General features: G+C 63.0%; 17 protein-coding genes. 2 read left to right on the plus strand and 15 right to left on the minus strand.

Translation table 11 applies throughout. The features are described from left to right. Nucleotides 1–104: 104 nt before the first annotated feature. Together ACVWSC_RS14275 and ACVWSC_RS14280 are read left to right on the plus strand one after the other, a co-directional pair. A complete protein-coding gene (locus ACVWSC_RS14275; RefSeq protein WP_010465829.1) occupies nucleotides 105–707 on the plus strand; it encodes a recombinase family protein in 603 nt (200 codons plus the stop codon). Then, entirely contained in the window at nucleotides 691–3720 is a 3030-nt protein-coding gene (locus tag ACVWSC_RS14280) for a Tn3 family transposase (protein ID WP_065761565.1), read from the plus strand. Before ACVWSC_RS14275 ends, ACVWSC_RS14280 begins: the two co-directional genes overlap by 17 nt. Here ACVWSC_RS14280 and ACVWSC_RS14285 read toward each other — a convergent pair. The 15 genes from ACVWSC_RS14285 to ACVWSC_RS14355 form a co-directional block, all read right to left on the minus strand. Then, nucleotides 3677–4414 carry a WD40/YVTN/BNR-like repeat-containing protein gene (locus ACVWSC_RS14285; protein WP_476461740.1) on the minus strand — a complete coding sequence of 246 codons (738 nt, stop codon included), beginning with the start codon at nucleotides 4412–4414 and terminating at the stop codon, nucleotides 3677–3679. The genes ACVWSC_RS14280 and ACVWSC_RS14285 overlap by 44 nt on opposite strands. A gap of 158 nt (nucleotides 4415–4572) precedes the next feature. Next, complete coding sequence (locus ACVWSC_RS14290; RefSeq protein WP_476461741.1) at nucleotides 4573–5781, minus strand: acetyl-CoA C-acyltransferase; 1209 nt, start codon at nucleotides 5779–5781, stop codon at nucleotides 4573–4575. 8 nt (nucleotides 5782–5789) lie between these two features. After that, on the minus strand, nucleotides 5790–6260 hold the full coding sequence (locus ACVWSC_RS14295) for a MaoC family dehydratase (protein ID WP_476461742.1): 471 nt from the start codon (nucleotides 6258–6260) through the stop codon (nucleotides 5790–5792). A 9-nt stretch (nucleotides 6261–6269) separates the two neighbouring features. Continuing rightward, complete coding sequence (locus ACVWSC_RS14300) at nucleotides 6270–7055, minus strand: SDR family oxidoreductase (RefSeq protein ID WP_476461743.1); 786 nt, start codon at nucleotides 7053–7055, stop codon at nucleotides 6270–6272. Between the two features lie 146 nt (nucleotides 7056–7201). Next, complete coding sequence (locus ACVWSC_RS14305) at nucleotides 7202–8080, minus strand: SDR family oxidoreductase (RefSeq protein WP_476461621.1); 879 nt, start codon at nucleotides 8078–8080, stop codon at nucleotides 7202–7204. 32 nt (nucleotides 8081–8112) lie between these two features. Beyond that, complete coding sequence (locus ACVWSC_RS14310) at nucleotides 8113–9264, minus strand: acetyl-CoA C-acetyltransferase (protein ID WP_476461622.1); 1152 nt, start codon at nucleotides 9262–9264, stop codon at nucleotides 8113–8115. 3 nt (nucleotides 9265–9267) lie between these two features. After that, nucleotides 9268–10326, minus strand: coding sequence for an acyl-CoA dehydrogenase family protein (locus ACVWSC_RS14315; RefSeq protein WP_476461623.1), 1059 nt, complete (start codon nucleotides 10324–10326; stop codon nucleotides 9268–9270). 9 nt (nucleotides 10327–10335) lie between these two features. Then, on the minus strand, nucleotides 10336–11496 hold the full coding sequence (locus ACVWSC_RS14320) for an acyl-CoA dehydrogenase family protein (protein ID WP_476461624.1): 1161 nt from the start codon (nucleotides 11494–11496) through the stop codon (nucleotides 10336–10338). 9 nt (nucleotides 11497–11505) lie between these two features. Further along, a complete protein-coding gene (locus tag ACVWSC_RS14325) occupies nucleotides 11506–12258 on the minus strand; it encodes an enoyl-CoA hydratase family protein (protein ID WP_476461625.1) in 753 nt (250 codons plus the stop codon). Beyond that, nucleotides 12255–13361 carry an NAD(P)H-dependent flavin oxidoreductase gene (locus tag ACVWSC_RS14330; RefSeq protein ID WP_476461626.1) on the minus strand — a complete coding sequence of 369 codons (1107 nt, stop codon included), beginning with the start codon at nucleotides 13359–13361 and terminating at the stop codon, nucleotides 12255–12257. Before ACVWSC_RS14330 ends, ACVWSC_RS14325 begins: the two co-directional genes overlap by 4 nt. Then, a complete protein-coding gene (locus tag ACVWSC_RS14335; protein ID WP_476461627.1) occupies nucleotides 13358–14269 on the minus strand; it encodes an enoyl-CoA hydratase in 912 nt (303 codons plus the stop codon). Before ACVWSC_RS14335 ends, ACVWSC_RS14330 begins: the two co-directional genes overlap by 4 nt. 16 nt (nucleotides 14270–14285) lie before the next feature. Then, complete coding sequence (locus tag ACVWSC_RS14340) at nucleotides 14286–15083, minus strand: CoA-transferase subunit beta (protein ID WP_476461628.1); 798 nt, start codon at nucleotides 15081–15083, stop codon at nucleotides 14286–14288. 11 nt (nucleotides 15084–15094) lie between these two features. Next, nucleotides 15095–15970 (minus strand): CoA transferase subunit A, encoded by an 876-nt coding sequence (locus ACVWSC_RS14345; protein ID WP_476461629.1) that lies wholly within the window; start codon nucleotides 15968–15970, stop codon nucleotides 15095–15097. Then, nucleotides 15967–16872, minus strand: coding sequence for a VOC family protein (locus ACVWSC_RS14350; protein ID WP_476461630.1), 906 nt, complete (start codon nucleotides 16870–16872; stop codon nucleotides 15967–15969). Before ACVWSC_RS14350 ends, ACVWSC_RS14345 begins: the two co-directional genes overlap by 4 nt. A gap of 257 nt (nucleotides 16873–17129) precedes the next feature. Further along, entirely contained in the window at nucleotides 17130–18074 is a 945-nt protein-coding gene (locus tag ACVWSC_RS14355) for a bifunctional OB-fold nucleic acid binding domain-containing protein/MaoC family dehydratase (protein WP_476461631.1), read from the minus strand. Between the last annotated feature and the right edge of the window lie 2 nt (nucleotides 18075–18076).

Genomic DNA, 18076 nt, shown 5'->3' on the forward strand with positions numbered 1-18076 from the left:
CAGCCGCCGCTGTGCTACCTGTGCAACACCCCCTCAAAAATGTACGGAAAACTCTATCGCTATTCACTATTATGCGGAAACCTGTTTTTGATGGTTATCCGCCTATGTTGGTTGGCTACATGCGCGTGTCGTCGGACTCCGACCGCCAGAGCACGGACTTGCAGCGCGACGCGCTGCTCGCCGCCGGCGTCGATCCGCGTCACCTGTTTGAGGATCGTGCCTCTGGCGCGAAGGATGACCGTGCCGGCTTGGCGCGGGCGCTTGAGTTCGTTCGAGCCGGCGATGTGCTGGTGGTGTGGAAACTCGACCGGCTCGGTCGCTCGCTGTCGCACCTGCTCGCCATTGTGACTTCGCTCAAGGACAAGCGGGTGGCGTTCCGCTCGCTGACAGAGAACCTGGACACTACGACGCCCTCGGGCGAATTCCTGTTCCAGGTGTTCGGTGCGCTCGCGCAGTACGAGCGCGCCTTGATTCAGGAGCGCGTCGTCGCGGGCTTGGCCGCCGCACGCAAACGCGGCCGGATCGGCGGCCGGCCGCAGGCGATCACTGGTGAGAAGCTGGACGCCATCGTCGCCGCGCTCGATGGCGGCATGTCTAAGGCGGCGGTGTGCCGCAACTTCAATGTCAAGCGCACTACGTTGATCGAAACATTGACGCGAGCAGGTTGGCGTGGTGCGGGAAGGACGGTCGATGAGCAACAAGAATAAGCTACTCACCGTCTTTTCTGACGCAGAGCAGGAAGCCTTGTACGGCCTACCGGACTTCGACGATGCTCAGCGGCTGGAATACCTGGCGTTGGCCGAATCTGAACTGGCGTTCGCCAGCAGCCGGCCTAGCCTGCAGGCCCAAGTCTATTGCGTCTTGCAGATCGGCTACTTCAAGGCCAAGCATGCTTTCTTCCGCTTCGATTGGCATGAGGTCGAGGACGATTGCGCCTTCGTGCTGAGTCGCTATTTCCACGGCGAAGCGTTCGAACGCAAGGCGATCACCAAGCATGAGCACTACAGCCAGAGGGGTCAGATCGCCGAACTGTTCGGCTACCGGTCGTGGGCGGCTAGCTTCCTGCCGCAACTGGCACAGCAGGCTGAACAGATCGTGCGGCGCGACGTAATGCCAGGATTCGTGGCCGCCGAACTGATCGTTTGGCTCAGCGAGCACAAAATCATCCGGCCCGGCCACACCACCTTACAAGAGCTGGTCAGTGAAGCCCTGTCCACCGAACGCAGGCGCTTGGGCGGCTTGCTGGCAGAAGTGTTGGACGAATCGGCCAAAGCTGCGCTGGGCCAGCTCCTGGTGCGTGACGACACCCTGTCTCAACTGGCAGCGCTCAAGCAGGACGCTAAAGATTTCGGCTGGCGTCAGATGGCAGGGGAGCGCGAGAAGCGCGCCACGCTGAAGTCCTTGCACGGGATCGCCAAGGCGCTGCTGCCCAAGCTCGGCATCTCGCAGCAGAACCTGCTGTACTACGCGAGCCTGGCGAACTTCTATACCGTCCATGACCTGCGCCACCTGAAGGCGGAGCAGACCCGGCTCTACCTGCTGTGCTATGCCTGGGTACGTTACCGGCAGCTCACCGACAACCTGGTCGACGCGATGGCCTTCCACATGAAAAAACTTGAGGACGAGAGCCGCACGGGTGCGAAACAGTCCTTTGTCGCCGAACAGCTGCGACGCCATCAGGAAACGCCGCAGGTTGGCCGCCTGCTGTCGCTGTACGTGGACGACAGCGTGGCCGATCCGACGCCGTTCGGCGAGGTGCGCCAACGCGCCTACAAAATCATGTCCAGGGAATTGCTGCAAAACACGGCGCAGCGCATGAGCGTCAAGCCACTGAACAAACTGGCGCTGCACTGGCAGGCGGTGGACGGCCTGGCCGAACGCATTCGACGCCATCTACGGCCGCTGTACGTCGCGCTCGACTTCGCCGGCACGGCCCCCGATAACCCATGGCTCGCGGCGCTGACTTGGGCCAAGAGCGTGTTCGCCAAGCAGCAGCGCCTATCACAACGGCCACTCGACGAATGTCCGGCGGCAACGCTGCCGAAACGCTTGCGTCCGTACCTGCTGATGTTCGATGCCGAAGGCACGCCGACAGGCCTGCATGCCGATCGTTACGAATTCTGGCTTTACCGTCAGGTCAGGAAACGCTTCCAGGCGGGCGAGCTCTACATTGACGACAGCTTGCAGCACCGGCATTTGTCCGACGAGTTGGTTTCGATGGACGAGAAAGCCGCCGTGCTCGCGCAGATGGACATCCCCTTCCTGCGGCAGCCGGTCAGTGCCCAGCTCGATGCACTGGCGGCCGAGTTGCGTGCGCAATGGGTGGCGTTCAATCGCGAGCTGAAACAGGGCAAGCTGACGCACCTGGAATACGACAAGGACACGCAGAGACTGACCTGGCGCAAGCCCAAGGGGGAGAACCAGAAGGCGCGCGAGCAAGCTCTCTACGAGCAACTGCCATACTGCGATGTCGCCGACGTGTTTCGCTTCGTCAACGGTCAGTGCCAGTTCCTGTCGGCGCTGACACCATTGCAGCCACGCTATGCGAAGAAGGTAGCCGACGCCGACAGTCTGATGGCGGTGATCATTGCCCAAGCCATGAACCACGGCAACCAGGTTATGGCACGTACCAGCGACATCCCGTACCACGTCCTGGAGAGTACCTACCAGCAGTACCTGCGCCAGGCGACGCTACATGTGGCCAACGATTGCATCAGCAACGCCATCGCCGCACTGCCGATCTTCCCGCATTACTCGTTCGACCTCGATTCGTTGTACGGTGCCGTTGATGGGCAGAAATTCGGCGTCGAGCGACCAACTGTGAAGGCGCGCTACTCGCGCAAATATTTCGGCCGCGGCAAGGGCGTCGTCGCCTACACGCTGCTGTGCAATCACGTGCCGTTGAACGGCTACCTGATAGGCGCACACGAGTACGAGGCTCACCACGTGTTCGACATCTGGTACCGCAACACGTCGGACATCGTGCCGAGCGCGATCACCGGCGACATGCACAGCATCAACAAGGCCAACTTCGCCATCCTGCACTGGTTCGGACTTCGTTTCGAGCCGCGCTTCACCGACCTCGACGACCAGTTGCAGGAGCTGTATTGCGCCGATGATCTGGCATTGTACGAGAAATGCCTGATCCGGCCGGCTGGCCAGATCGACCGGCAACTCATCGTCGGTGAGAAGGCGAACATCGACCGAATCGTCGCCACACTGGGCCTGAAGGAAATGACGCAGGGCACGCTGATCCGCAAGCTGTGCACCTATACGGCGCCGAACCCGACGCGGCGCGCAATCTTCGAGTTCGACAAGCTCATCCGCAGTATCTACACACTGCGCTACCTGCGCGACCCGCAACTGGAGCGTAATGTTCACCGCTCGCAGAACCGCATTGAGTCCTATCACCAGCTACGCTCGACCATCGCCCAAGTCGGTGGGAAGAAGGAATTGACCGGCCGCACCGACATCGAAATCGAGATCAGCAACCAGTGCGCCAGGCTGATCGGCAACGCGATCATCTTCTACAACTCGGCGATCCTGTCCCTGCTGCTGACGAAGTACGAGGCAGCTGGCAATGCCAAGGCGCTGGCGTTGATCACGCAGATGTCGCCAGCGGCCTGGCGGCACATCCTGCTGAACGGGCATTACACCTTCCAGACTGACGGCAAGTTCATCGACCTGGATGCGCTCGTGGCGGGACTGGAGCTGGGCTGACGGAAATTTCTGGGATTCCGGCGTACAACCCCTTATAGAAAGCCGGCAGTTGCTGCCAGTGCTGGCCGTTATCGGCGCTGCGCATCACCAGGCCCTGCTCGCCGACCAGCACGCGCCGGCCATCGCTGCCGCCATCCATGGCATTGAGGTGAGAGCGATCCACCTCCAGCGCTACGGGTTGCCAGTGCTGCCCGGCATCGTCGGACTGATAGAACTTGCCATAGCTGCCAAACACCACCACCTGGTCGCCGCCAGCGGCCCAGGCGCCGAGCAGTGGCTCACCGGCATCGGGATCGTAATGGACTTCCTGCCAACTGCTGCCAGCGTCATTGGAGCGCAGGATCAGGCTGTCCTGGCCAACCGCAACCAATTGCTCGGGGTTCAATGCGGTCACGGCGGTCAGCGAGATCTGCCGTTGTGGCTCGACCTTGGCCTGCTGCCAACTGCGACCCTTGTCATCGCTGATCAGAATGGTGCCGCGTTCCCCCACCGCGACCTGACGGGCGCCGAGGTTGAGCAGTCCGTTGATCTGCATGCGGTTGGTGTTCAGCGAGGTCGGCGCAGCGTTCAGTGCGCCCCGCGGGGTAAAAGCCAGGGCAACGATGGCGGCAACCGTAATACACACGAGATAAGCAATCAGCTTGGCGCCAGGACGACTCCGTGCTGCAACATCCAGGCGCTCGACAATAGGCATACGCTCCACCCTCTTATTCTTGTAGTCGTGAATCACCGCGCCCGTTCGGCGCGGCGCTTGCAACCGCTGTTGACTGAGGTGTGTAGATAGTCGGTCTGCTCGCCCCCCGGGGCATCGTCCAAATGGCCTACCCCGGTGGCGAACGACAAAACCGCTGGTCAGTCGAGCTCGAACAGGCCCGCCGCGCCCATACCGCCGCCGATGCACATGGCGACCACCACATAACGCACACCGCGGCGACGCCCTTCCAGCAGGCTATGGCCGACCATGCGCGAGCCCGACATGCCGAACGGGTGGCCAATCGCAATAGCCCCGCCGTTGACGTTCAGGCGCTCGGCGGGAATGCCCAGGGCATCGCGGCAATGCAGAACCTGGCAGGCAAAGGCCTCGTTGATTTCCCACAGGCCGATGTCGGCCACGCTCAGGCCGAAGCGCTTGAGCAGCTTCGGTACCGCCAGCACCGGGCCGATGCCCATTTCCTCCGGCGCACAGCCGGCCACCGCGATGCCGCGATAAGTACCCAGTGGCGCAAGCCCGCGTCGGCTGGCCTCGGCGCGGCTCATCAGCAGGCTGGCCGAAGCGCCGTCGGAAAACTGCGAAGCGTTGCCAGCGGTAATGAACTGGCCCTGCTCGACCCAGGCGCCGCCCTTCCACACCGGCTGCAGCGCTGCCAAGTCTTCGAGCCGGGTCGCAGGACGGTTGCACTCGTCGCGATCAGCGACCACCTGCTCATGGCCTGCAGGTTGACCTTGCGGGTCAAAGCGCAGCTTTTGCACCTGCAACGGCACGATTTCATCGTTGAACAGGCCATCGCGCTGGGCGGCTGCCGTGCGCTGCTGGCTTTGCAGCGAGTACTCGTCCTGGGCCGCGCGGCTGATGCCATAGCGTTGAGCAACGATCTCGGCGGTTTCGATCATCGGGATGTAGGCGCTGGGCATGCACGCCAGTACCGCTTCCGATTGGTTGCGGTAGGTGTTCTTGTGTTTGTTCTGGGTCAGCGACAGCGACTCGACGCCCCCGGCGATGGCTACATTCATCTCCCCGGCCAGAATGTTCTTCGCCGCCATGCCGATGCTGATCAGGCCAGAGGCGCACATGCGGTCCAGGGCCATGCCTGGCACGCTGTCGGGTAAACCGCCAGTGTAGGCACACAGCCTGCCGATGTTGTAGCCCTGGGTGCCCTGCTGCACCGCTGCGCCCATGATCACATCGTCCACCGCCTCAGGCTCGATACCGGCACGCTCGACCACCGCGCGCACCACATGGCCGCCGAGCACCGGGGCTTCGGTATCGTTGAACGACCCGCGAAACGATTTACTCAGCGCCGTACGCGCAGTGGCAACGATTACAACGTCATGCTTGTCCATGAACAGGCTCACTCGGTGATGGGATTGAAGGTGTAGCGGCTGATGGTGTCGACCACGCAGCCAGGACGCTCGGCGCCCTCGATGTCGACGCTGATGCGCACCACCAGCTGTACCGCGTTGCCGATCATCTCGGCGCTGATGACCTGGCCGCGGCCGCGCACCCGCGCACCGACTTTCACCGCAGCGGGAAAGCGCACGCGGTCGGTGCCGTAGTTCACCCCCATGGCCAGGTTGTCGATGCTCATCAGCTGCGGCATGAACAGGTTGGCCAGGGCCAGGGTCAGGTAGCCATGGGCGATGCAGGCGCCGAACGGGCCTTGGGCGGCGCGTTCAGGGTCGACATGGATCCACTGCTGATCGCCGGTCGCCTCGGCGAACAGGTTGACCCGCTCCTGGCTCAGTTGCAGCCAGTCGGTAACGCCCAGGTCCAGGCCCTGGGCCTTGAGCATGTGCTCGGCACTGCTGAATCGAACGCTCATAGGTGCGCCTCAAGCCTGTTGGGAACTGACGGAAAGCACTTCGCCGACCATGTAGGAGGCGTAATCGCTGGCCAGGAAGATCATCACGTTGGCGACTTCCCAGACTTCTGCGGCGCGGCCAAAGGCTTCACGGTCGGCGAGCCTGGCCAGCAGTTCTTCGCTGCTGGCCTTCTTGAGAAACGCGTGCAAGGCAATCGACGGCGACACTGCGTTGATGCGTACCCCGTACTCAGCGGCTTCCAGCGCACTGCAGCGGGTCAGGGCCATCACCCCGGCTTTCGCTGCGGCGTAGTGCGCCTGCTCTTTCTGCGCGCGCCAGCCAAGTACCGAAGCGTTGTTGACAATCGCTCCGCACCCGCGCTGCTGCATGTGCGGGAGCATGGCCCGGGTCATGCGGAAGGTGCCGGTCAGGGTTACATCGATCACCCGCAGCCATTCCTCATCGCTCATGTCGGTGACCCGTTTCGAGCCGCCAAGACCTGCGTTGTTGATCAGCACATCGACGCCGCCGAGGGCCTGTTCGGCGGCGCCCACCAGGGCTTGCACCTGCGCCTCGTCGGTGACGTCGCACAATTGGCCGTACACCGCCTGCAGGCCGGTGTCGGCCTTGAGCTGTTCAACCGCCTGCTCCAGGCGGCGCGGATGCACATCGGAAATCATCAGGGCACGGCAGCCTTCTTCGGCACAGCGCTTGGCCGCGGCATAGCCGATGCCCGCGCCAGCGGCGGCGGTGATAAGAACGGACTTGCCAGCCAGCAATTGATGGCCGGGAACATAAGGAGGGGCTTGTTTCATGCGGTATACCTCTGACAGAAAACAGGTTGTCGACAGGTATAAAGGCCTCAGCGGGCCGGCACATCGTCAAAACGGACGGGGTGGGTACAGCGGCGGTAATCAGTTACAGGCGTCGACAAGGCCGACGCCTGTGGATCAAGTCGGCGTCAACTGCCCCAGACTTTCTGCGCCTTGGGCGCTTCAGCGAGGATTGCATCCACTGCTGCACCCACCTCGGCAACCTGCCAACGCGCGCCCTTGTCGCGGGTCACCCCGGTACGCCAGCCATCACCGAGGGAAATGCGCCCGCCCTGGCTTTCGAACAGTTGGCCGCTGACATGCGCAGACGCCTCGCTGCCGAGCCACACTACCAGGGGTGCGACGTTCTCCGCCGCCCAGGCGTCAAAGCTGTCGTCGTCGGGCTTTTTCACCATGTCGGGCATGGCGCTTTCGGTCATCGCCGTACGCGCCGCCGGGGCCAGAGCGTTGGCGGTGACGCCATACCGGGCCAGTTCTGCCGCCTGCACCAAGGTTAGCGAGGCGATACCACCCTTGGCCGCAGCGTAGTTGGATTGCCCGATCGAGCCCTGCAACCCGGCACCGGAACTGGTGTTGATGATGCGCGCCGCAACCGGCGTACCGGCCTTGGCCTGGTCACGCCAGCGCCGACCGAGGATGTTGGCCAGGCAGTAATGCCCTTTGAGGTGAACGCGCATCACCATGTCCCAGTCTTCTTCGCTAAGGCTGATGAACATGCGGTCACGCAGCACCCCGGCGTTGTTGACCAGCACATGCACCTCGCCAAACGCCGCCAGTGCGGCATCGACGATGCCTTGCGCGCTGGCAAGGGTGGTAATGTCGCCGTCGTTGGCGATGGCCTGACCACCGTGCGAGCAAATCTCGTCAACCACCGCCTCGGCAGCCTCACGACGAATATCATTGACCACCACCTTGGCGCCTTCGGCGGCGAAGGCCAGCGCATAAGCGCGGCCCAACCCGCCACCGGCACCGGTGATGATCGCGGTACGACCTGCACAGATTCCCATAGGTATTTTCCTGTTCTGCGGTGTGGGCGGCTTTACAGCCGTTCGATGATGCTGACGTTGGCCTGGCCGCCGCCTTCGCACATGGTTTGCAGGCCATAACGCCCACCGCTGCGCTCCAGCGAATGCAGCAAGGTGGTCATCAGCCGGGCGCCGGTCGCCCCCAGCGGGTGGCCAAGGGCAATCGCCCCGCCATTGACGTTGGTGCTGGCCGGGTTGTAATCGAGCTCCTTGGCCCAGGCCATGACCACCGAGGCGAAGGCTTCGTTGATCTCCACCAGGTCGATATCAGCCATGCGCATACCGGCCTTCTTCAGCGCCGCACGGGTGGCAGCAATCGGTGCGGTGAGGTGCCAGATCGGGTCATCGCCGAGCACCGACAAGTGATGAATCCGCGCCCGTGGGGTCAGGTTGTAGCGCTTGAGTGCTGCCTCCGAGACCACCAGCAATGCCGCCGAGGCGTCGCAGGTCTGGCTCGACACCGCCGCAGTAATCAACGGGAACTCGGCGCTCACCGGCTCCAGACCGGCCATTTTCTCCAGGCTGCTGACCCGCGGTGTTTCATCGAACGTCAGGCCTTCGCAGGCGACGATCTCACGGGCGAAGTAGCCGGCCTGCGACGCCGCCAGGGCGCGCCGATGGCTTTCCAGGGCGAACACTTCCATGTCGGCGCGACTGATTTGCCAGTGATCGGCAATACGCTGGGCGGCGTAGAACTGGTTGACCGACTGATTGCCAAAGCGCGCCTGCCAGCCTTTGCTGCCGGAAAACGGGTCGCTGAAGCCCAGCGGCTGACCGGCGAGCATCGCCGATGAGATCGGAATCTGCGTCATGGTCTGCACGCCGCCGACAGCGACCACATCCTGCATGCCGCTCATTACCGCCTGGGCGGCAAAATGCAGCGCCTGCTGGGACGAACCGCACTGACGGTCAACTGTGGTGCCGGGCACATTCAGCGGCAAGCCGGCTGCCAGCCAGCTGGTGCGGGCGATGTCACCGGCCTGGGAGCCGATGGCATCGACACAGCCGAAAATCACGTCGTCGTACTCATCGGCAGGAATCGCGTTGCGCTCGACCAGCGCTTTCAACACATGCGCGCCCAAATCAATGGCATGCACGTGGGCCAGGCTGCCCTTGCGTTTGCCGGTGGGGCTGCGCAGGGCATCAACTATGTAGGCTTGGGGCATGGCTCAGTCCTCGAAAGTAGCGCCCGGCCCAAGCCGGGCTTGATCGCTGAGCACATAGGCGGCGACGCGGGATTTGTGGGTGGCACGGTCGCCCCAGGACGGGTCCAGCGACCACACGCGTTTCATGAACATCTGCAGGTCGACTTCCCAGGTGTAACCCATGGCGCCATGCACCTGGATGCCGTGGCGCGCGGCCAGCCAGCTGGCATCGCAGCAGGCCAGCTTGGCTTGCGAGACATACACGTCGGCATTGCCGTCGCCCCGCGCCAGGGCATACGCGGCGCGATACAGCACCGGCTTGGCGAACTCGATCTTGCTAGCGACATCGGCCAGGTGATGCTTGACCGCCTGGAAGCTGCCGATGGGCTTGCCGAATTGCTTGCGCTGGGCCACGTAATCAACCGACAGGTCGAGGATCCGCTGGGCCAGCCCGAGCAGTTGCCCAGCCACCGACAAGGCGCCGCGGTTGAGGGTTTCGGCCCACAAGGCACGGCCCTGTTCGCCGCCGACCAGCAGCGTGTCCCGGCCTGGCTGCCAGCTCACCTGCCCCAGGCGCCGGGAGGCATCGATACTGGCATTGGCCTGCACATCAACCTGCGCTCGCGGCACCGCGTGCACTTCATCGCCATGGGCGAGGATCAGCCACTCGGCCAGCGCTGCATCGGGTACCAGCGGATTGATCGGGTGGCCAATCGCCAGGCGCACGCTGCCATCGGCAATCCGTGGCAACAGGCGGGCTTTCACCGGGCTGTCATCGGGCAAGCCGTTGAGCAACTCGGTGACCACATAGGCGGTGTCGGCCAGCGAGTCCGGAATGGCGTAGTAACCCAGCTCCTGGGTCATCAGCGACCAGGCCACATCATCCATGCCCAGGCCGCCGAACGGTTCAGGCACCGACAACGCCGTCAGGCCTTGCTCGGCAATCTTGCTACGCAACTCAGCGCTGCGGCCCAGGTCGGTTTCCCAGATCTCGCGGAGCATCTCCGGCGCGGCCTCGGTCATCAGGAAACGACTGATGGCTTCGCGAAACGTGAGCTGATCATCGCTAAAGGTAAAGTCCATGGCCGGCTCCTATTTCGGCAGGCCGAGCATCCGCTCGGCAATGATATTGCGCTGGATTTCATTGGTGCCGGCGTAGATCGGACCGGCCTGCGCGAACAGGAAACCATCCAGCCAGGCGCCCGGCTGCGCTTGTGGGGCGTTGCTGAGCAACTCACCGTGGGTGCCGAGGATGCGCATGGCGGTGTCGTGCATTTTCAGGTCGAGTTCCGACCAGATAATCTTGTTGATGCTCGATTCCGCGCCAATCTGCGCGCCACGGCTCAAACGCCCCACGGTGTGGTAGGACGACAGCGCATAGCCTTCGGCGCCCAGCCAGGCCTCGACCACCGCTTCACGGATGCTCGGGTCGCGGTCGGCGCGCTCACGGTTGGCGTGGTATAGCTGCACCAACTTGCGCGCCGTGGCCTGGAAGCGGGCTGGCGAACGCAGCAGCAAGCCACGCTCGAAACCTGCAGTGGCCATCGCCACATGCCAGCCCTGGCCTTCGGCGCCAATACAGTTTTCGACCGGCACGCGTACATCATCGAAAAACACTTCGGCGAAGGTGTTTTTGCCGTGGAGCGCCTTGATCGGGCGAATCGTCACCCCCGGTGCATCAAGCGGCACCATCAGGAATGACAGGCCGTTATGCCGGCTCGATGTCGGGTCGCTGCGAAATAAGCCGAACAGCCAGTCCGCAAACAAGGCGCGGCTGGACCAGGTTTTCTGGCCATTGAGCACATAGTGATCGCCATCGCGAATGGCTTTGCTGGTGATCGCGGCCATGTCCGAACCGGCATTCGGTTCTGACCAGCCTTGAGCCCACATGTCGACACTGGACGCCATGCGCGGCAGAAAACGCTGCTTTTGCGCCTCGGTGCCGAACTCCATCAAGGTTGGCCCGAGCAACAGCTGACCGTTCTGGTTGACGCGCATCGGCGCATCGGCGCCGTAATACTCTTCCTCGAATATCAGCCACTCGATCAAGTCGCAGCCGCGCCCGCCGTATTGCTTGGGCCACATGACCATCGACAAGCGTTGCTCGAACAGCTTCGCCTCCCAGGCCCGGTGCTGCTCGAAGCCTTCACGGGTGTCGTAGTTGGCCAGCGGCGTGGTCGGCTGATTGGCCGCCAGCCATTCACGGACTTCCGCACGGAAGGCCTTTTGCTTGGGGGTATAAGCAAGTTCCATGGCAAGTCCTCAGAACTTCGCGTCGCGTTTTTCAACGAAAGCGCGGCGGGTTTCGGCAGAATCCGGGCTGGTGTAGGCCTGCAAGGTGAAGCCCTGCTCCCAGCGGTACTTGTCTTCCAGGTTGCCGTCTTCGATGCCGTTGAGGGCTTCCTTGGCAATGCGGATCATCGCCGGGCTCTTGGCTGCGATCCTGGCGGCAATTTCCAGTGCGGTTTCGCGCAATTGCTGTTTTGCCACGACACGCTCGATAAAACCGTACTGCGCCGCCTCGGCAGCGCCGATCTTGTCGCCGGTAAAAAACAGGTAACGGACCTTCTGCACCGGGAACAGGCGCTGCAAGTGCGCGCCTCCGCCCATGGCCCCGCGGTCAACTTCAGGCAAGGCGAAAGTGGCGCATTCCGAGGCGATGACGATGTCAGCGGCGCCGGTAATGCCGATACCGCCACCGAGGACAAAGCCATGCACGGCCACGATGACCGGCACCGGGGTACGGTGCACTGCTTTGAAAGCCGCGTAGTTACCGGCGTTGACCGCCACGATGCGCTCGGGGTGGGCGTCCAGTTCCTTGATATCGACACCGGCGCAGAAGCCACGCCCTTCGGCGCGGATGACGATCACCCGCACGTCCGGGTTGGCACCCAGGGCTTCAACCTGGTGGGCCAGGTCCATCCATTCCTGGCTGTCCAGGGCGTTGACCGGTGGTTTATCTAGCACCAGTTCGGCAATGCCGGCTTCAATCTGTGTAGTAAACGCTTGACTCATGAGGGGGTTCTCCACTGCTCGGCGCGCGGCTGTGCGTCACGACGAGCGATCAGGGCATCCAGGCAGCGTTCGGCTTCCTGGGCAATGTCTTCGATCAGTTGCTGGCAACTCTGCAGTTCAGCAATGGCGGCGGCGACCTGGCCGCTGGGCAGGATGCCCTCGTCCGGAACGCCATCGATCATCGAGCGCTGCAGCAGCACCGGCTGGTTGGCGGCCATCAGGGTTTGCGACAAGGCGCCGGGGTCTTCCTTGAAAGCCTGGCGCAGCACGCCAACCACATGGCCGAGGCTCATGCCGGTGTGCTGCTTCCATTTCCACGCGCTGCTCAAGGCGATGCGCAAGCGTCCGAAGGGCCCGGCCTGTTCCAAACGATTGATGAATGGGTTTTCGATCATGCGGTGGCGCATGCCGTCGACTGCAGTGGTGACCCGCACCAACTGCGGGTCGTTGACCTTCAGGTAATGCACCAGGGTGCTCGGCGGCGTTGGCGAGTCGCGGCTCATCAAAAACCGTGTACCCATGGCAATGCCCACGGCACCCGCAGCCAGCGCACCGGCCAGGCCACGCCCGGTGGAATATCCACCCGCCGCAATCACCGGCACCGATACCGCTGCCAGCACCTGAGGCAAAAGGATCGAACTGGGCACACCACCGGTATGCCCACCGCCCTCACCGCCCTGGATGGTGATCATGTCGGCGCCCAGCTGCACCGCTTTGATCGCATGCTTGAGCGCCCCCACCGTGGGGATGCACAACACCCCGGCGGCCTTGAAGCGGGCGATGGTCTGTGGATCGGGGCCGCGGCCATAACTGACCGCGCGCAAACGGTAACGAATCGCCAGGTCAACGCATTGAGCGGCGTTTTCCTGGAACATGTGGAAATTCAAACCGAAATTGCTGCCTCCGGTGGCGGCAATCACCTTGTTGATCTCGTCTTCCAGGGCCTCTGCGGCAATCGTCGCCCCGGCGAGAAAGCCAAAGCCACCGGCGCGGGTCGTGGCGATCACCAGGTTGGCGTCGGCGACCCAGCCCATGGCGGTCTGCACAATCGGGTAGCGACAGCCCAGGGCCTCGGTCAGCGGTGTACTCAACCAGCGGCTCATGCCTGCTCCCCACTGGCGGCGGCTTTGTTGGCCTGGGCCATGGCTTTGGCATCGAAGCCGCCAAGCTTGTCGCCAGACAGCAACTCGTTGTGCGCATGGGCGAAATGATGCCAGGCAAACGCCGCCTCCATTGCGCTGCGCTTGCCCTGCAGGTCTTCCACATGGTTGATCGCCTGCTTGGTCAGGGCCAGGCCCATGCGCGGCTGACGGGCAACGCTGGCGGCCAGGGCATAAGTGCCCTGCTCCAGCTCCTCGCGGGGCAGCAGGCGGTTGACCATGCCCATCTGGTAGGCGCGTGCGGCACTCATGCGATCGCCGGTGAAGAGAAACTCTTTGGCGATGCGCGGGTTCAGTTCATAGGGATGCGCGAAATACTCCACCCCCGGAATGCCCATGCGCACCACCGGGTCCTGGAAAAACGCATCGTCGCTGGCCACGATCAGGTCGCAGACCCAGGCCAGCATCAGGCCGCCGGCCACACACGCGCCCTGGACCATGGCAATGGTTGGCTTGGGCAGATCACGCCAGCGCCGGCACATGCCCAGGTACACCTCTTGTTCGCGGGCGTACAGCTGCTCGCCGCCCGGCTTGTTGGTGTGGTCCCACCACAGGTGCGCGCGCTCGAACGGTTTATTGATATCGCGACCCGGCGTGCCGATGTCATGACCGGCAGAAAAATGCTTGCCTGCGCCGCGCAGCACGATGACCTTGACCGCATCATCGTCGACCGCCTGGCGCAGCGCTGCATCCAGCGCATAAGTCATCTGTGAGTTCTGCGCGTTGTTGAAGCCTGGGCGGTTCATGGTCAGCGTGGCAATACCGTCGGCCACGCTGTACAACACCGGTTCCTGCGTTTCGTAGACTGCGTTGTCGACACGCTGGACGAATTCACTGTCAGGGCTGTTCATGCTCATATCCCTCGCCTTAGGCCACACGGATGCCGGCTGGATTGCCCTTGATCGCCGAACTGCGCAGATCGTGGGGGTCGAGGCGGCGGATCAACGCCAGTTGCTCAGGCGTCGGGTGTGCGGTTTCTTTCAGTGCCGCTGACTTGAGCAACGGGAAGCCGGTGCTTTCCTGCACCTGCTCGAAGCTCACGCCCGGGTGCAGGCTGCGCACCTGAACCGCGCGCTGCGGGCCGTCGAAATCCATCACACACAAGTCCGTGACGATCAGGCGAATGTCCATCAGGTCGCGGCGTACGCCTTGCGGCCAACGCTCGGCTTTGAAGCCAACGCCGGAGACCATGTCCACTTCGCCGCTGACAAACACCCGCGGGTTATGGTTGGGCACAAAGAACGAGTTGATGTGGTTGATGCTGTTGCCGGGCAATCCCCGCACACCGAGCATGGCGGCCTTGGGCTTGTGGTAGTCCCCCACGCAAGACAGGTTGCTCTGGCCCCAGCGGTCGATCTGCGTCGGGCCGATCATCGCGTGGCGACGGCCGCCCCAGACGCACTCGAACACCCGCTCGAAATTCATCGAACCGGAATACTTGGGCACATAGTCGCCACGCGGCCCGAGCGGGATCGGCTCTTCGACCAGGTAGGCCTCGCTGTCAGTCATCAACAGCTGCGGGCTGTGGCTGAGCTTGGCCAGGCTTGCGCCCAGACGCGGGATTACCCCAAGGCCGGAAGCGATCAGCTCGCCGTTGTCACGCCAGGCTTCGCTGGCGGCAACGATCATCAGTTCGGCGAGGGTAAATTCACAGGTAGTCGACATTTTCATCCTCCTCAGAACACCGGCAGGGCCAGGGAGCCCATGCGTTCGGCACCGCCGTTTTGCGTTTGATAAGCCGATTCACCGGCCGCGACGTACTGCGCCACATAGGCCTGCCAGCCGCCCTCTTCGCCAGCGCTGGCGGCATACGTTTTAAGGTGGCTGAGGTCCCAGCCGTACTCCGGCTGGCAAGCGGTTGGATGGGCACCGAATGGGGCATGGATCACACCGCTGACCAGGTAGCGCTCGAAGGTGTTGCAGCGCGCCTGCTCGGTGCTCAGTTCCAGGCGTTCGTGCAACTGCTCGCATGACACAAAACACTGCTGGGCGGCGCGGGCGAACAGGTGATCGAAGTACGGGTCCGGGCCGGTCATCAGGGTGTTGCCCAGACGGTCGGCGACGTTGACGTGAAGAAACGCCACGTCCAGGTTGAGTGCCGGCATGGCCAGCAACACTTCGCCGTCGTCGTAAGGCGACTGCACGGTTTTCAGCTCAGGGTTCAGGCGCGTCACATCGGTGGCCAGGCCGCAGCGCGTTGGCAGAAACGGCAAGCGCATGGCCGCTGCCCGCAGGCCCCACTGGAACATGCCTTCATCGAGTTCCAGCAACTCCAGCCCGCCCGCCTCGCGCGCTTTGCGGTAATAGGGTTCCAGTGGAATGGCGTCGAGGGTCGCAAAGCCGAACACCAGCTTCCTGACCTTACCTGCTGCACACAGCATGCCCACTTCCGGACCACCGTAAGCGACCACGGTGAGGTCCTTGACCTGCGAGCGCAGTATCTCGCGCACTATTGCCATCGGCTTGCGCCGCGGGCCCCAGCCGCCGAAGCCGATGGTCATGCCATCGCGCAGTTGCGCCACCGCATCGGCCGCCGTCATTTGCTTGTTCATTGCACATCTCCTTGCTGTTGGCCGACGGAAAAGTCATGCCCCCATAGGCTTACCCGGGTAAATTCAAAGGCCGAGTGTTCAGCCCAGTCCACTTGCAGGCCGCCGTAGCCGTACTCCAGGTCGAAGCCGGACGGGGTCTTCATGTAAAACGAGGTCATCAGGTCATTGAGGTGCTGGCCGAGGGTTGCCGACAGCGGCACCTGATGGGCCAGGCGCCGGTCGTGGGCACGGCCCACTTCGGTCATCGAGCCGACTTCCACCATCACGTGCACACAGCCCGACGGCACCGCGAACTCCGCCAGTGCCAGGGAGTGATGGCGGCTGTTGCGGCAATGCAGAAAATGGATGCGGATGGGCGGTGCCAGCGGATCGGGGCGGAAGTTGAAAATGTCCGACAGCTCGAAACCGAGTACGTCCTTGGCAAAGGCCAGGGTGGCGGCAAAGTCCGGGGCTGGCAGCACGGTGTGACCGAGGCCCATGTCGCCGGTGACAAAGCCCGGAACGCCTTGCGGGGAAACGAACGGCAGGCAGTCGGAACGGTGCCCCCAGCTCAGCTCGTGGCGGTTGCCGGAGGGGTCAAGGACACTGACCAGTGCCTGCACACCGCGCTGCTCGATCTCGGCGGCGGTGCCTGCTTGCCACTGCACGCCATTGTTTTCCAGGGTTTGTAACGCTGCGTTGAACGCGCGTTCGCTGGCCAGTTCCCAGCCCGAGGCCAGGTAACCGGCCTTGGCGCCCTCGACGATGAGCATGCGAAACGGCCGCTCATCCATCTTCACGTACAGCCCGCCGCCGGGCGCGGGCACCACCATCATGCCCAGCACGTCTTCGGCATAACGTTGCCACTGACTGAGGTTTTCGATTTGAGCGACGAAGTAGCTCAGCCCCCGGATATCCATCATGCCCTGCTCCTCAATGACTGGACCTTTGATGGTCTTCATTGTGCTGAGGGCGGGTGCTGTGCTCATCGTCTGTTGAGACTATGTAGGAGCGGGCTTGCCCCGCGAGGCGATGTGTCTGAATGATCGCTATCGCGGGGCAAGCCCGCTCCTACCGGTGACCTGTCCCGCGAGGCGGTGTGTCTGAATGATTGCTATCGCGGGGCAAGCCCGCTCCTACCGGCGGGTGGGAGCAGGCATGGCGATCGCGGGAGGGAGGGTTACATGTACAGGATGACCAGGTCATTGATGACCGAGGGGCGTTCGCTGCCAACTACGTGGGTGTTCACTTCCAGGGTCAACTGGGTGCCGCGCTTGACCCGCGATACCTGTTTGACCCGCGCCCGCGCATGGATCCGCGAGCCAGCCGGCACCGGCGCCGGGAAGCGCAGCCGGTCAGAACCATAGTTAACCATGGTACTGAAGCCGGTGATTTCGTAGCCCAGCGCCAGTTTCAGCCGCGACTGCAACACCTGCACCAGCGCACCATGGGCAATGGTGCCGCCAAACGGGCTGTCCTTGCGTGCGCGCTCGGGGTCGGTGTGTATCCAGTAGTCATCACCCGACAACGCGGCAAAGGCGTCGATCAGGGCCTGGTCGATAACGATCTGGTTACTCCAGTCGCTGAAGGTTTCGCTCACCAGGCTCTGCAGTGCCGACTCATCATCCATGGCGATTTTGCGCACCGCGGCTTCACCAACCACCTGCTCCTGAGGTTGCGCCGCCCCGCTCCAGCGCTGCAGGGCGGCGCTGTCCTGGTCGACTCCGGTAAAGCGCAATAAGCGCGTACCTTTGCCGTCAACCTCGGCGAATACCGGTTTCAGGCGCATGCCGATGCTGATCTGGTCTTCTTCAAGCCCCACCAGGGTGGTGTTGATCCGCACGCCCTCATCCAGTTCGATAACGGCCAGCTTCTGTGGCATCTCATCGGCGAAATCCGGCAATGTGGCTATGCGTGCCACGGTAAAGCTGTACAGGCTCGCGCCACCGCTGACGTCGCGCCAGCTCAGGTCATGGGCCAGGCACTGCGGGCAATGCCTGCGTGGGTAAAACACCCAGTGTTGACAGGCATTGCACTGCTGGATCAATAAGCGCTCTGCCTTCAAGCCTTCCCAGAACGGTGCGGAAATCTCGGTGGCTACCGGCATTGGTTTGTTGTTCGACATGC

Source organism: Pseudomonas sp. NUPR-002 (assembly GCF_056322725.1).